Below are 14299 nucleotides of genomic sequence, written 5' to 3'. Positions count from 1 at the left end.
TCGGTTTGCATCGAATATAATGAATGCAAACCGAGTAGAAAAAAACTTACTTTTCGATAGCAAAGAAGCTTGGTGTACCTTTCACAGGTTGATCATTCACGGCGATTATCACAGGATAACTGCCACATCTACCACCAATCCAGCTCAATTTAATATGATCCATTGTTCTTGTATTATCCTTGTAAACTGCCTCGATAAACAAATCTGTTCTTTGGTAGTTTAGCCTCGTCATAAATGGTCTTAAAGTGTCTGCATACGGGCTATGGTACAAGTTTTCGCTGGGATAGTAATTCAATAATAAATGCTCTTTTTCTGCAGTTGAAAAGAAGTATACTTTCTTAATCTTAGCATCTGCTCCAGCGGCTAAATCCTTTCCTGTTTGTTTATCTATATAACGAAATGACAATAATGGGTATGCCGGTAAATCACATAGTATTTCTGGTTCTTTTTCTTCTTTCGAGCACGCTACTATTATCCCTATCACCGCGAAGAGTAGAATATATTTCCATGTTTTCATAAGATTAACGATTTAAAGGGTTTAAGCGTAAAGTATAAACAGCATCACAGTTTTGACAGATGAGATCTTGCCCGATTTTAATACCCTGGCCTAATGTATAAGCATATTTGAACACCGGGGTATATGCTATTTTCCGCTGTACTATTTCGCCCGATTGGAGTTCAAACTTTACCAAGAAGGAATCTGTTTGAATATAGGTATAGATATGCAACTCTGCCGGCGCTTTTGTTTTATCGATGTATAAATCGGCACATGGCATCTTGGATGTGTCGTTACGATAGGCATTAGCATCCTTTATTAACGGGTTGGCCCCAGTTAACATGTCTGTTCCTGAAACGGAATCGACAACGTGTAATTTGACTAAAGGTTCAGGGAAAGTTTCTTGTACTACAGGTGGTACAACAGTGTTTTTGTCTTTGCTTTTTTTACAGCTTACTGCCAATAGCGAAGCTGAAGCTAACAGCAGTGTTAGGATTTTGGATAGTTTCATAAAATGGGAATTGTTACCCGTTAAACGGATAACATGCCCAAATGTTACTCTTTATTTTTGGAGTCGATAAGAATAGTCACCGGCCCATCGTTCACTAACTGTACTTTCATATCGGCACCAAAAGTGCCTGTTTGAATAGGCTTACCTAGTTCCTGCTCAAGTTGTTTAATCATTTTTTCATAGAGAGGAATCGCAATATTGGGTTTGCTTGCTTTAATATAAGAAGGACGGTTTCCTTTCTTGGTAGCAGCATGTAGTGTGAATTGACTCACAAGAATGATTTCACCATTAGCTTCCAGTACCGATTTATTCATCACCCCCTCATCATCATTGAAAATGCGCAAATTCACGATTTTCGCAGCTAGCCACGCAATATCTTCCTCATTATCCGCATCTTCAATCCCCAATAACACCAACAACCCCGGTCCAATGCTGGATTTTACTTGTCCGTCGATGGTTACACTGGCTGAAGTTACACGTTGAATAACTGTTCTCATCTGTTGAATTTTTTCGGTTTACTTTTGTGAAATAAATATAAAGTGCCGAAGGCACCAAACAATTAACATGACAGCCATCGATTTAAGTTCAGAAATAAAACTACAAACCGCTAGAAGCGGCGGTAGTGGCGGGCAAAATGTTAACAAAGTAGAAACAATGGTAATTGGCCATTGGCATGTACAGGATTCCGCTTTGCTAACACCCGAACAAAAAGCCATTGTACTCGAAAAGTTAGCGAACCGTATTAACGCGGAAGGTTTCCTCGTTGTTAAATCCCAACAAGAACGCTCTCAACTCGGTAACAAGCACCTCGTTATTAAAAAAATAAATGAACTCGTTAAACTGAGCCTTAAACCTAAGAAACGCCGTGTAGCCACGAAAGTGCCCAAAGGTGCCATCGAGAAAAGGAAGGATAACAAAAAAAGGTTGTCGGAAAAGAAACAAAATCGCCGCAACAACTGGGAGTAAATTCTATTTTTGATCAAAATTAGGGGCATTGAGCAGTATCAAGAAATTAACAGGTCAGACGTTAATCTATGGCGTTCCTACGATATTAGGACGGTTTTTGAACGTGTTTTTGACCTTCGGGTTAACATATCTCTTTAATACAACAGCCGATTTTGGTAACTATTCCGTTGTGTATGCATACGTCACATTTTTGAACGTCATCTTCACTTATGGAATGGAAACCTCGTATTTCCGGTTCAGCAATTCGAGCGACTTCAAGAAGGATGTGTTCCCAACAGCCATGAGCTCTATCTTAGGTACTACGCTGGTATTAAGTTTGATTATGATTGCCTGCTCTGGCTGGATAGCAGCCTTGTGGAAAATTGAAGATCATCCAGAATACGTGGTGTGGTTTGCCTGTATCATTGGCTTTGATGCGATTGCGACCATTCCATTTGCAAAATTGCGCAACGAGGGAAAAGCCTTGCAGTTCTCGCTGATTAAGTTTACCAACATCATTATACAGGTATTTTGCACCTTGTATTTCGTAGGTTTATGTCCTTGGTTAGCGAAACATCACCCCGATTCTATCTTCTTGTCTGTTTACAACCCGAATATTTCCGCCGTTGGGTATACCTTCATTTCAAACCTTATCGCTAGCGGTAGTACCTTATTGTTACTTTCTAAAGAATTTAAGCAATACAACTTTACATTCAATAAAACCTTGTGGCGCGATATGATGGCTTATTCCCTCCCGTTAATCGTGGTGGGATTAGCTGGTATGGTGAATGAAGCGCTGGATAGAACCTTGTTGGATCACTTGCTTCCATACGACGTGGAAACGAATAAATCGATGATTGGTATCTATGCGGCCAGCTATAAAATTGCAGCCCTCATCAATATCTTCATCCAGATCTTTAGGATGGGTGCCGAACCATTCTTTTTCAACGAGTCGAACAAAAACAATGCTCAGCAAGTATATGCCAATGTGATGTACTTCTTTACGATTATTTGTATGGCCATATTCCTAGGCGTATCCTTGTTTTCAGATACCATTTGGATACGTTACCTAGTAGATTCTCGTCAGCACCCAGAATACCTCCAAGGCTTGCAAGTAATACCTGTTTTAGCATTTGGTTATGTATGCTTAGGTATCTATTACAACTTAACGATCTGGTATAAACTAACCAATAAAACGCTTATTGGCTCGTATGTAACCGTAATGGGTGCCGTTATTACCATTGTGCTAAACATTTGGTGGATTCCGAAAATTGGGTTCGTGGGTAGTGCCTGGGCAACGATGCTATGCTATTTAATCATGACAATTGTAACCTATATCGTAGGCCAGCGTTATTACTATGTGCCTTACAATGTAAAGGCCATCCTGTTATATGTGGGCTTCGGGGTATTGATATTTGTAGCTTATTGGTGGGGTGCTGGTAGTGTAAAAAGCATGCCTATTCGTTTAGGATTAGGCGTATTGGGGCTGCTGCTATACGTGGGATTAGTGTGGAAAAAGGAGAAAAAAACCTTCGCAGCGATGCTTCGAAGAAAATAAATATGTTAAGCGAGCGTTATTGTGCGCACCAAGATAATTTTCTGCGCACATTGTCGTTATTATAAAAGGGAAGCAATGATTGAACACTGGCTTCCCTTTTATCGTTACTTTATGAAATAAAAGGGTTATGTTCGATTTCGTGTTGAATGGTAGTGGAAGGTCCGTGACCAGGATAAACTTTCACTTGCCCTGGCAGTCTAAATAATTTGTTCTTTATACTATCCATTAGATCGGCGTGGTTACATCCTTGGAAATCGGTTCTACCAACGCTTTCGTAAAATAGAACATCGCCCGAGATGAGAAACGCTTGCTTTTCGCAATAGAATGACACGCTACCGGGGGAATGCCCTGGCGTTAGGATGACCTTGATTTCGTTTTGGCCCCATTTGATAATTTGCTCGTCGTGGAAGAATTCGACAGCTTGGGGTGAAGCAGGGAAAGGCAGTCCGTAAGTTAAACCCGTTTGTGTTTGCCTATCGAAAATCACTTGTTCTAATGGGTGGAAAACCGGAAGAACGTTGAAAGTGTTGCAGATCAAATGATTCCCAAAGACATGATCTAAATGGCAGTGGGTATTCCACAACATCTCAACTTCTAATTTTCGTGTTGCAATAAATTGTAGTAACTCAGTCCGTTCATAATCAAAGTAACAACCAGGATCAATTACGATACACTTATTCTCTTCGTTTATAAGCAAGTAGGTGTTCTCTTGGAACGGGCTAAAGGTGAAATGTTGAATTTCAATCATTTGTTACACGAATTTTACTATTTTTAAAACTAGATCACAATATTATCAATACTTTCTGTATGAACCGATTTATTACTAGGTTATTATTATCCGGCATCCTATTAATTGGCCCACTGATACTACATGCCCAGACGAATACCGTGCAATATGGACAGAACCGCGTTCAATACAAGAACTTCAAATGGCGCTATTACACCACGCGTCACTTCTATACCTACTTCTCACAGAATGGACTTGAACTTGGAAAGTATGTAGCCCAAATAGCAGAGAAAGAATTGCCGCAGTTAGAACAATTCATGGAGTATAGCTTCCGCCAAAAGGTAAACATTGTTGTGTATAATAGCTTCGGCGAATACCAACAATCCAATATTGGCATAGGCCAAGATTGGCAAAATACAGGCGGTGTTACGAAGTTCGTTGGCAACAAATTGCTCGTATATTTCGATGGTGATCACGAACATTTACGTCAGCAAATCCGCCAAGGTATCGCCTCCGTGATGCTACAAACACTCCTTTTCGGTGAAGATATCGGCGAATTTGCCGGTAACGCCGTATTGCTCGACTTTCCCAATTGGTTCACAGATGGTTTTATCTCCTACGCCGCCGATAACTGGAATGCAAAGTTAGACGATGAATTGAAATCTGTTTTGCTTTCTGGTAAATACACAACATTTAATCAATTTGCTTATGAAAAGCCTTTATTGGCTGGACATGCTTTCTGGTATTATGTTGAATCCAAATACGGTAAAGATGCCGTGCCGTACCTCATGTACATCACGCGTATCAACCGCGGGCTGAAGAAAGGCTTCGAATCCGTTCTTCATCAAACACCTAAAAACGCCATGAAAGATTTTATGATCTATAACATGCGCCGTTACCAAAAGGATAACCGCCGCCGTAAACAATCCGTTAAAGGGACCTCAGTTGTAGCACGTGAACTTGGTAAAACCGACTTCATTCGCTTCCAAGCGAACCCTAAAAACCAAACGTACGCCGTTGTAGAATACGGTAGTGGCTTCTACAGGGTGCAAATACAACGTAGCAATATGAAACCCCTAATCGTGCTTAAAAGCGGTGTACGCCAGCTCAATGCTAAGCTCGATCCAAACTACCCATTGCTGGCCTGGAACCAAAAAGGTAACAAGCTGGCTGTGATCTACGAAAAAGAAGGCAAAACAAACTTAATGGTCTACGATGTGCTTACCCGCACAAAAATCTACCAACCATTACCACAATTCGATCGCGTAATCGATGTGAAATACTTCTTCGAACATGATAACTCGCTTTTATTGTCGGCCGTGAAAAATGGACATACAGACATTTTCACGTATAGTATCTCCAACTTTAAAACCGAGCAAATCACGAACGATGTATACGATGATCTAGATCCTTCATTCGTTGCTTTCCCTGGTAAAAGTGGTATCATTTACTCATCTAACCGCCCTTCAGCTACTGCCCGTAGTAGCGATACTGCCTCGATGAGTAATCGCTACCAAGTTTTCTTAATCGACAACTGGAACAAAACATCCGAAAAGCAAATTTCGCAACTAACGAAATTACCTTACGGTAACGCTCGTTCTCCATTGCAATACAACACTACACATTTCACCTTCCTGAGCGATGCAAATGGTATCAACAACCGTTATGCGGGCTTCTTCTCTACGGAAAGAGCTGGTGTTGATTCGTTGTACTTCGTTGGAAATGAAATTTTGCACAACCCCGATCCTGAAGATTTAGACTCTGCATTAGCAGATTACGGCGCTACCCAACCAGATTCTATCATCGCGGTAACTATTACAAAAGATTCTGCTTATACCTTCCCTATCACCAACTACCAAGTGGGTATCCGCGAAAGTAGAGGTGCCGGCGATCAAGGGCAAGTATCGGAAGTGATTAAGCGCGGCGATTATTTGCGTTTGTACAAATTGAAGATTGATACAGCAGCATTGCGTAAACGTAATGTGAACGTGCGCCCAACTGAGTTTATGGCGAAGTTGATGCACGAAGACAGTGTTAAAGCAGGCTTACCAACGATGTTCGATAAACGTGCCGCAGAGCAACCGAAGAAACCGGCCCAGCCGAACTTCTTCCAAAACGAATTTGCGAACGAACCGGTAGATACAACCAATAAAATTGTATTACCGAATTCAACTGCACAACCAGCCACTGCGCAAGACGATTTGCCTTTGGCCAATACACTCGACATCCCGAAACGCGAACCTTCCATCTTAAAATCTGCGAAGCTGAACCCGTATAAACTCAAATTCGCCACCGATTATGCCGTATTACAATTGGATAACTCGGTGATGATTACCCGCTATCAACCTTACCAAGGCCCTCCAGGCGGCCCCATCCGCTTAACAGAGCCTTTGAATGGTTTGATACGTTTAGGCGTAATGGATCTGATGGAAGATTACAAATTCACAGGCGGCTTCCGTGTACCAACCAACTTAGATGGTACAGAATATTTCTTCAGCTTCAGTAACCTAAAAAGAAGATTCGATTGGAAAGTAACCTACTATCGTAAAGTTGAAAAAGGCTCATTGGCTTCCAGTGTAGATAATTATCCTTTCAGCACAAGGGTAAAAACAAACCTTTACCAAGCCGAAGTAAAATATCCATTCGACCAAGTACGTAGCTTACGTTTACAAGTAGGTTTCAGAACCGATAAAACGGTATTTACATCGATGGATAGAACATCGTTGAAATTGCCGGATATTGATGGAAACTCCGTATTATCTAGGTTAGAATATGTATATGATAACACGATGAATCCTGCTATCAATATTTGGAAAGGATTACGTTATAAAGTATATGGTGAAGCAATTGCTGTTGTGAAAAGTGACTACGATGCAGCTTTCAACTCAGGTGCTGCCGAGCCTAAAGGTAGGTTTACCTACAACATGGGATTTGATGGTCGTTACTACAAAACGATTATGCGTAATTTCATCTGGGCTACACGTTATTCCTTGGATATGAGTTGGGGTAGTCGTAAGCTCTTGTATTTCTTAGGTGGCTACGATAACTGGTTCTCTCCGAAATACAACTACAACAGGCCTATTAATACAACTGAAAACTACGCCTATCAAACATTAGCGGTGAATATGCGCGGGTATAACCAAAATGCGCGGAATGGTAACAACGTAATGGTCATGAACACCGAATTGCGCTTGCCTGTATTCACTACGTTCAGCAATCAACCCATTAGCTCAGCATTCTTACGCAACTTCCAATTAACAACGTTTATCGATATTGGTACAGCGTGGAATAGAAAGCTTGATTTCAGCAAAGAAGCGAATCAAATTAGAATTCCGAATGACGATGGTAGCGTTGTGTTAACTATGAAAGAAAGCTTCCTTGGTCCATTCGTAGGTGGTTATGGCTTTGGTGCCAGGACTACCTTAGCAGGCTACTTCTTGAAAGTAGATGCAGGTTGGCCAATGAGTGGTTTCTTTAAAGGCAAACCTATTATTTACTTCGGTATGGGTGTTGATTTCTAATAGAACTATTTACATCAAAATAGGAAATCCCTCTCGCTACAGCGAGGGGGATTTTTTTGTGGCATAATATAGTATGCTCATCAACACTGTTAGGTAAATAGTAAAAGCCCAGAAATCCGAATGGAAAGAAGGCACAAACAATAGTTTCCAACTGGTTTCAACTAACTCGAACGGCTGCATAATTACATCCCAAGAATTGAAACGAATATAGCGACCAATGTACACCCCAATTGCACAGAGTATCATCATCATCTCTACAAACACAAATACCTGCCAAGTAGCGAAACGTTTACGCAAGCCAGATTCAATCTCTTTTATAGAAATAAAACACAACATCAAACCGGCATACGAAAAGCTGAAAAACAAAATGATATCCATCCATGCTGGCACACTAGCATCAGTAGAAAAATGTAAAAAATCAGTGAGCATATAAGGGGCATTAGGAAGAAAGAATACCCAAGCCAGCGTGCATAACATCAATAAAAAATTACTATTCCGGACACGCTCCATCTTCATCAATCCATTCGATAAAAAGAACGGTATATAAGCTAAAAATAAATTCCATACCATTCCTAAGAAAGCCGTTTGACCTGTTAATGCAATACGTACTGCCACTTGAAGTACTGCAAACACCGACATGGCATGTACCATGTATACAAATCCCTTATTCCTTGCAGATAGCAAGGCAACACGTTTCAATAATAACATCAGTAATTAATTTAAAAATCGCTAGAAAATCTTAGGCAAGAAAATAATGAGCCCGGTAATAACAGCCCCGGTACTCGCCACTAATACGGCTCCTGCCGCAATGTCTTTAATAATTTTTACGTGGGGATGAATAGTAGGTGCAACATGGTCCATCGCTTTTTCAATAGCAGTATTCAACATTTCCGTTACCCAAACAAGCCCTATTGTACCAACAATCAAACACCATTCTACCGGGCTTAGCTTAAAATAAAACCCGGCCATCATTACAATAATGGTAGATAGCAAGTGTAAACGAGCATTAGGCTCGCTACGCATAAACGAAACAATGCCTTGTCCCGCGAACTTGAATGCACGTAAACGGTTCTTACACGTTTGTATAAATAAATTTGCCATTTGCCATTATTTTGTAGCCGTTGTTTTCTCTGCAATCCACTTCCACCAGGAAGCCACCATAGAAAAGAACATGCTATATACAACAATTAATAAGCTACCATCCAACCGCAATTCAATTGCGCACCAATATATTCCCCAAACATCTAGTAACAAAGCCAATAAAGTAATTAAGCAACCGATAATATGCGTAGGGATATAACTGAACCCGAAAGATTTAAACCAAATATATTTCATATTCTTAGCTTTTGTATGGAAGATCGCCCCGTAAAAACGGGGCGAATAGTGTACAGGCGCAAATCACTTACACTTGCGCCCCTGTGGAAAGTGCTCCCCATCGAATACGACGGGTGAAATACATCATAATGGCTACAACAACAAACAATACGATGCTACCTAGCAACAAGGCCTGGTCTTCAGATTGAATGATGAAATACACCAACGAATACATACTAATCAAAACAAACAGCGTAATCAACGTTGCTTTTAATTGCCGGGAAACCGACCATATATACATCGAAACCAATACCGTGGTGGCTGTACCTGCTATTAAATACGACCATTCGAAATCGATTCTTTCTGAAAGAGAGAGTAATAAAGTATAGAAGATAATGAGTGCCAATCCCACTAAGCCATATTGTAAAGGATGGAGCGATAATACCTTCGCTATTTCCATCAAGAAAAAGGCAACAAATGTAAGCGCGATCATTAACACAGCATATTTAGCAGAACGAAGTGTTTGTTGATAATTTGTCAATGGCGAAAGGAGATCTACACCAAATGCGGAATCATTGATCACGTAATTATGTCCTACCCAAACCTGTGGGTAGTTTCTGTTAATATCCGACACTTCCCAATCGGCTTCGTAGCCATTTCCAATTTTACTATTTGTAGGCAAGAAATCGCCGGTAAAACTGGGCGACGACCAATTAGAACGCATATGTAATGTAGTATGCTTACCAATAGGCACGAAATGTAAACTTTCAGAACCTTTGATATTGGATTTGATATTGAACGCAAGTGAATTACTGCCAAGTAGAGATAACGGCACGTTCGTTTGCACCCCGCTGTTTGGGTTCTTACTGCCCATGGTCGTTGCATTCACAGGTAATGCCCCATCGGGAATACCAGGATTAAATGATAATGCGGTACCGCCCAATGTAGCTTCCGAGATGCTTTGCACGCCGCGTAAATCGCCAATACCCATAATCAACTTTGCCGCTTGGATATTGAGTGAATCAGGGGATACGGGCAAAATGGTTTGATCGAATGGTTCGAAGCTGCCGGAGAATTGTACATTGGAAGAATACACCGTTACGGGGAAAATGCCGCGTTGGCGCGTGGAAGCATTTACATCTGAAGTAATTTTTAACTCCTTGGGAAGGATATACAGGTATTCGCCCCCTGTTTTCATTGGGATGGCAATCATGGGGCCTGTTAAAGTTTGACTATTCGACCATTTTTTGCTGACCTCTTCAATGGCATCACGTTGACGGGATGTTCGTTCTTCAACGAGCACCATTACCATGGCAATGGGAATGAGGAGCATGAGAGACAAAGCCATAATGATGGCGGATTTCAGCAGGATGGAGTCTTTCCAACTGCCACGTTTTTCGGGTTCGAATTGATGTAATTCCATGAGGATTATTGTTTTGAAAGCACTTTGTATTTCAAAGTGCAAATACAAAAAAAATTATTTGCTGAATTTGATCATGTCTTCAAGGGCAGCGAGGTGGCTTTTAAAGGCTTTTTCGCCGGCTTTGGTGATCGAGTAAGTGGTATTGGTTTTACGGCCGATAAAACCTTTGTGTACTTTAATAAAACCGTTTTCTTCTAATGTAGTAAGGTGGGAAGCGAGGTTGCCGTCGGTAGCCTCTAACATTTGCTTTAGGTCGTTGAAATTCACATCCTCATTTACCATGAGAATGCTCATTACGCCTAAGCGAATGCGGCTTTCGAAAATTTTATTTAGGTTACCGATCGGATTCATAAAAATTCCTCTATAATTATCTTATTTAAAAGGAGGTGCAAAACTACAATTTAATTTACACTTCCCTTTCGTTCGTATTTCCACCACATGCTGGCTCCATATATAATATGCATAAACCCGAATCCAATCATCCAGAAGTAAATACCGTTACGAAGGAAAAACATATTCAATAACCCCAATAGTATTTCTACCAAGGCTAAATATTTAATGTCGCTAACCATGTATTTACTTATATTAAGCAGTGCCAACCCGTAAAACACCAAGCAGGTAGGAGCCACCAGTACTTCGAAGTTCCTATCATGGGTAATTAATGCTGCTATAAATATCCCCCCTGTTACCAAAGGGATCATTAAGTTAATGGTAATCTTTTTGAAGATAGGTGAAAAGAAAGTTTGCTTATTTACCTCCGGTCTACGGTAAGTAAATATGGCTCCTACTCCTACAGCTACTACCAATGTACAAATTGCTAAAACAATCAACTTCACTTTCAATTCCAAAAATGCAGCAGCATCCACTCTTCCTACAGCATCGTAATCACTATAATAACTTTTCATCCACGAGCGAGCTATAAAAGCGCCAATTAAACCTGTTATCCCAGATGCTATGCCGCTAAGTCCACTCAAGGAAAGGAAACGCGTCGAGCGTTCCATCATTTGCTTGATATCGCTAAGTTGTTGTAAGTGATGTTGCTGATTCATATAAAAGCACTTTGCACTACAAAGTTAATCAAAGTTTTTATTTCGTCAAATATTTTTAATAATTCTCGAAGATTTTTAAGAAGTGCTCCTGGATAAGGGTAAAATATCTAATTTGCTGCCTAATTATGATCGCCTGGACTAGAATTATAGCACTTATTTTTTGCATCGCCAGCTCGATATCTCTTCATGCACAATACAAGGTACGCGGTACTGTTAAAGATGCCCATACCCAGGAGTTAATTCCATTCGCTACCCTACAATTCGTAGGCACGAACACAGGGATGGTCACCAATGCTGAAGGGAGCTTTCTATTCGAACTAAACTACATTCCCTCCGATTCACTACTCGTGAGGGTAATGGGCTACCAACGAACGGTATTGTTTGTTGATAAATCCTTGAAGGAACAAACGCTTGACTTTGAAATCAGCCGCTCCGATGTTTCATTGAAACAATTCGAAGTAAAGGCCAATGTGAACTTTGCCCTGCTCCTTCTACGTCAAATTATCAAGCACAAGCCCGAAAACAATTACAATAAATTAGAAAGTTACAAGTACGAACTGTACAACAAGCTGGAACTTGATTTAAAAAATCTAAACACCGGGAAGCTGTCGAAAAACCGCTTCACGAAGCCGTTTGCATTTATCCTTAAGAATATCGATAGCACCTCGGAAAACAAACCGTTTCTCCCGGTTTTCTTAACGGAAACAATTTCTGATTACTACTACCAAAGAAGCCCTCGCAAAACCAAAGAACTCATTAAGGCTAGTCGCACCTCGGGACTAGACAATGAAAGCGTAATCAAGTTCCTCGGTGGTATGTACCAGAATATCAATGTATACGACAACTACATCCCAGTTTTCGATAAATCATTCGTATCCCCCATCAGTAACAATGGTGCCGTATTCTATAATTACCGCATCACAGATACGCAATACATCGATAAAAGCCGGTTTATTAAACTCAATTTCGAACCTAAACGCCGCGGCGAAAACGTGTTCGTTGGGGAAGTATGGGTGCAAGACTCTACGTTCGCTGTACAGAAAATGACAATGGCCGTTCCCAACGAAGCCAATATCAATTTCGTACGTAAGATCTCCCTCGTACAAGAGTTCAAGCAATTACCAAATGATAGCAGCACTTGGTTCTTGTCGAAGGATAAGTTTATCGTAGATTTCTGGACGCCAAGCCCCAAACCAACTAAAACCATCGACTTTATTGGCCGTAAAACCACGACCTACGAAAATATCACCGTAAACGACACAGCCGCAACGAATATCTTCGGCGACAAACGTTATCCACAAAACATTACCTTGTTACAAGGTGCCCGCAACCTGGATGAAAACGCATGGTCGGCTATGCGGCATGAAGAGTTGAGCAAAAACGAAGTAGGTATCTACAAAATGGTAGACACCTTGCAGAAAATGCCGCTCTTCCAAAAATACTCTAACACCATTCGTTTCCTTGCCACGGGGTATAAACCACTTGGCCCAATCGAATGGGGCCCATATTGGTACTTGTTCAGCCAAAACAGGTTGGAAGGTTTCCGTGCGAGGATCGATTTAGGTACTACACCGCAATTCCATAAAGATCTTTACTTGAATGGGTATTTAGCTTACGGCTTTACCGATCAACGTTTTAAAGGAAAACTATCTGCTTTATACTTACTGAACCGTCACCCACGTATGTACCTCTATGGTTCTTATGTGAAAGATTTAGACAATGGTGCCAGCTATTATGATGAAGTAGGTACAGATAATATCTTCACACTCGCCATTCGTAAAGGTGGTGTTCCACAAAAGTTTATGATGGTGGAAGAAAAACGCTTCGAGTTCTTCAAAGAATATTATAGCGGTTTCTCGCACCATGTAGCTTTAACAAACAAAATCTACCGCCCATTTGCACCATTGCCTGGCGTATTGAATTACCCAACGGATGGTTCAACCGACCCACTGAACAATACCGACGTTACCATCAAGTTGCGTTTTGCCTACCAAGAAGAATTCCTAGAAGGCAACTACTACCGTATTAGCATGGGTAGCCGCTACCCTATTGTTGAATTGAAGTATTCTAAAGGTTTCAAGGGCATTCTAAACAGCAGCTACGACTACAACAAGCTAGCCTTCACGGTGAGCGACGATGTGAAAATTGCGCCGTTTGGTAGCATTTACTACAACGTATTTGGCGGTAAAGTATTCGGCACCCTACCATACATGCTATTAGAAGTACACCCCGGTAACGAAATCTATTACTACAATAAGTATGCTTTCAATATGATGAACCGTTTTGAATTCATCAGTGATCAATACGCAGGTATTAATTTCGAACACACAATCGGGAACGGTATATTCAATTATATTCCTTTCGTACGCAAATTCAAACTCCGCCAATTCTGGACTGCAAAAGGTTTGATCGGTGGCTTATCTGCCGAAAATCGCCAATTGAATTTAACACATGGCTACCCTTTCAGAACATTAGAGAAGAGTCCTTATTTAGAAGTGGGTACCGGTGTTGAAAACATCTTCAAATTCATTCGTATCGACTTTATCTGGCGCTTAAAACCAGGTCCATTGCCTGTACAATCAGATAAACGATTCGGTATATTCGGCAGCTTTAAATTACAGTTCTAATCACTTGAAATAATCATGTAAATCCCTTCAAGGTTATTCAACCTTGAAGGGATTTTTTATTGTTCATAAAACTCCCTTATCGTAAAAACTTAACTGGCTAGTAGGCACTATATGTGCTACCAGGATAT

Annotated in this window: 14 protein-coding genes; 4 read left to right on the top strand and 10 right to left on the bottom strand. The window is 40.7% G+C overall.

Annotation, left to right across the window (positions count from 1 at the left end; genetic code table 11):
* Positions 1–46 precede the first annotated feature (46 nt).
* Genes LX64_RS13960 through dtd form a run of 3 tightly spaced genes read right to left on the bottom strand, consistent with a single transcriptional unit; the run spans position 47 to position 1504 of the window.
* Entirely contained in the window at positions 47–517 is a 471-nt protein-coding gene (locus LX64_RS13960) for a hypothetical protein (RefSeq protein WP_111598292.1), read from the bottom strand.
* Positions 518–521: 4 nt separating this feature from the next.
* Positions 522–1007 carry a hypothetical protein gene (locus LX64_RS13955; protein WP_111598291.1) on the bottom strand — a complete coding sequence of 162 codons (486 nt, stop codon included), beginning with the start codon at positions 1005–1007 and terminating at the stop codon, positions 522–524.
* 44 nt (positions 1008–1051) lie between these two features.
* Positions 1052–1504 carry a D-aminoacyl-tRNA deacylase gene (dtd, locus tag LX64_RS13950; protein ID WP_111598290.1) on the bottom strand — a complete coding sequence of 151 codons (453 nt, stop codon included), beginning with the start codon at positions 1502–1504 and terminating at the stop codon, positions 1052–1054.
* Between the two features lie 67 nt (positions 1505–1571).
* Between dtd and arfB the strand changes: the two genes are divergently transcribed.
* A complete protein-coding gene (arfB, locus tag LX64_RS13945) occupies positions 1572–1973 on the top strand; it encodes an alternative ribosome rescue aminoacyl-tRNA hydrolase ArfB (protein ID WP_111598289.1) in 402 nt (133 codons plus the stop codon).
* A gap of 28 nt (positions 1974–2001) precedes the next feature.
* Positions 2002–3510: a lipopolysaccharide biosynthesis protein gene (locus tag LX64_RS13940; protein ID WP_111598288.1), complete on the top strand. Its 1509-nt coding sequence runs from the start codon at positions 2002–2004 to the stop codon at positions 3508–3510.
* A gap of 109 nt (positions 3511–3619) precedes the next feature.
* Here the strand turns inward: LX64_RS13940 and LX64_RS13935 are convergent, their stop codons facing one another.
* On the bottom strand, positions 3620–4258 hold the full coding sequence (locus LX64_RS13935) for an MBL fold metallo-hydrolase (protein WP_111598287.1): 639 nt from the start codon (positions 4256–4258) through the stop codon (positions 3620–3622).
* 59 nt (positions 4259–4317) lie between these two features.
* Between LX64_RS13935 and LX64_RS13930 the strand changes: the two genes are divergently transcribed.
* A complete protein-coding gene (locus LX64_RS13930; RefSeq protein WP_245952671.1) occupies positions 4318–7758 on the top strand; it encodes a BamA/TamA family outer membrane protein in 3441 nt (1146 codons plus the stop codon).
* A 36-nt stretch (positions 7759–7794) separates the two neighbouring features.
* On the opposite strand, the gene LX64_RS13925 is transcribed toward LX64_RS13930, so the two are convergent.
* The 6 genes from LX64_RS13925 to LX64_RS13900 form a co-directional block, all read right to left on the bottom strand.
* Positions 7795–8466: a DUF1361 domain-containing protein gene (locus LX64_RS13925; protein ID WP_111598286.1), complete on the bottom strand. Its 672-nt coding sequence runs from the start codon at positions 8464–8466 to the stop codon at positions 7795–7797.
* A gap of 21 nt (positions 8467–8487) precedes the next feature.
* Positions 8488–8859, bottom strand: a complete 372-nt coding sequence (locus LX64_RS13920) for a diacylglycerol kinase family protein (RefSeq protein WP_111598285.1) — start codon at positions 8857–8859, stop codon at positions 8488–8490.
* 6 nt (positions 8860–8865) lie between these two features.
* Positions 8866–9093: a hypothetical protein gene (locus tag LX64_RS13915; RefSeq protein ID WP_111598284.1), complete on the bottom strand. Its 228-nt coding sequence runs from the start codon at positions 9091–9093 to the stop codon at positions 8866–8868.
* A gap of 67 nt (positions 9094–9160) precedes the next feature.
* Positions 9161–10495 (bottom strand): cell envelope integrity protein CreD, encoded by a 1335-nt coding sequence (creD, locus tag LX64_RS13910; protein ID WP_111598283.1) that lies wholly within the window; start codon positions 10493–10495, stop codon positions 9161–9163.
* Between the two features lie 54 nt (positions 10496–10549).
* The gene (locus tag LX64_RS13905) at positions 10550–10846 is read right to left on the bottom strand and encodes a winged helix-turn-helix domain-containing protein (protein ID WP_111598282.1); all 297 of its coding nucleotides are present in this window, start codon (positions 10844–10846) and stop codon (positions 10550–10552) included.
* A 50-nt stretch (positions 10847–10896) separates the two neighbouring features.
* Positions 10897–11544 (bottom strand): hypothetical protein, encoded by a 648-nt coding sequence (locus LX64_RS13900; RefSeq protein ID WP_111598281.1) that lies wholly within the window; start codon positions 11542–11544, stop codon positions 10897–10899.
* Between the two features lie 125 nt (positions 11545–11669).
* Between LX64_RS13900 and LX64_RS13895 the strand changes: the two genes are divergently transcribed.
* A complete protein-coding gene (locus LX64_RS13895) occupies positions 11670–14171 on the top strand; it encodes a DUF5686 family protein (protein WP_111598280.1) in 2502 nt (833 codons plus the stop codon).
* Positions 14172–14299 lie beyond the last annotated feature (128 nt).

Source organism: Chitinophaga skermanii (assembly GCF_003259335.1).
Classification (GTDB): Bacteria; Bacteroidota; Bacteroidia; order Chitinophagales; family Chitinophagaceae; genus Chitinophaga; species Chitinophaga skermanii.
This window is presented reverse-complemented; position numbering and strand designations above follow the sequence as displayed.

Coding starts and splice junctions, on each gene's coding strand:
- LX64_RS13915 (WP_111598284.1), bottom strand. CDS start 9,093: ATGAAATATATTTGGTTTAAATCTTTCGGGTTCAGTTATATCCCTACG.
- LX64_RS13905 (WP_111598282.1), bottom strand. CDS start 10,846: ATGAATCCGATCGGTAACCTAAATAAAATTTTCGAAAGCCGCATTCGC.
- arfB (WP_111598289.1), top strand. CDS start 1,572: ATGACAGCCATCGATTTAAGTTCAGAAATAAAACTACAAACCGCTAGA.
- LX64_RS13930 (WP_245952671.1), top strand. CDS start 4,318: ATGAACCGATTTATTACTAGGTTATTATTATCCGGCATCCTATTAATT.
- LX64_RS13960 (WP_111598292.1), bottom strand. CDS start 517: ATGAAAACATGGAAATATATTCTACTCTTCGCGGTGATAGGGATAATA.
- LX64_RS13925 (WP_111598286.1), bottom strand. CDS start 8,466: ATGTTATTATTGAAACGTGTTGCCTTGCTATCTGCAAGGAATAAGGGA.
- creD (WP_111598283.1), bottom strand. CDS start 10,495: ATGGAATTACATCAATTCGAACCCGAAAAACGTGGCAGTTGGAAAGAC.
- LX64_RS13895 (WP_111598280.1), top strand. CDS start 11,670: ATGATCGCCTGGACTAGAATTATAGCACTTATTTTTTGCATCGCCAGC.
- LX64_RS13920 (WP_111598285.1), bottom strand. CDS start 8,859: ATGGCAAATTTATTTATACAAACGTGTAAGAACCGTTTACGTGCATTC.
- LX64_RS13955 (WP_111598291.1), bottom strand. CDS start 1,007: ATGAAACTATCCAAAATCCTAACACTGCTGTTAGCTTCAGCTTCGCTA.
- dtd (WP_111598290.1), bottom strand. CDS start 1,504: ATGAGAACAGTTATTCAACGTGTAACTTCAGCCAGTGTAACCATCGAC.
- LX64_RS13935 (WP_111598287.1), bottom strand. CDS start 4,258: ATGATTGAAATTCAACATTTCACCTTTAGCCCGTTCCAAGAGAACACC.
- LX64_RS13900 (WP_111598281.1), bottom strand. CDS start 11,544: ATGAATCAGCAACATCACTTACAACAACTTAGCGATATCAAGCAAATG.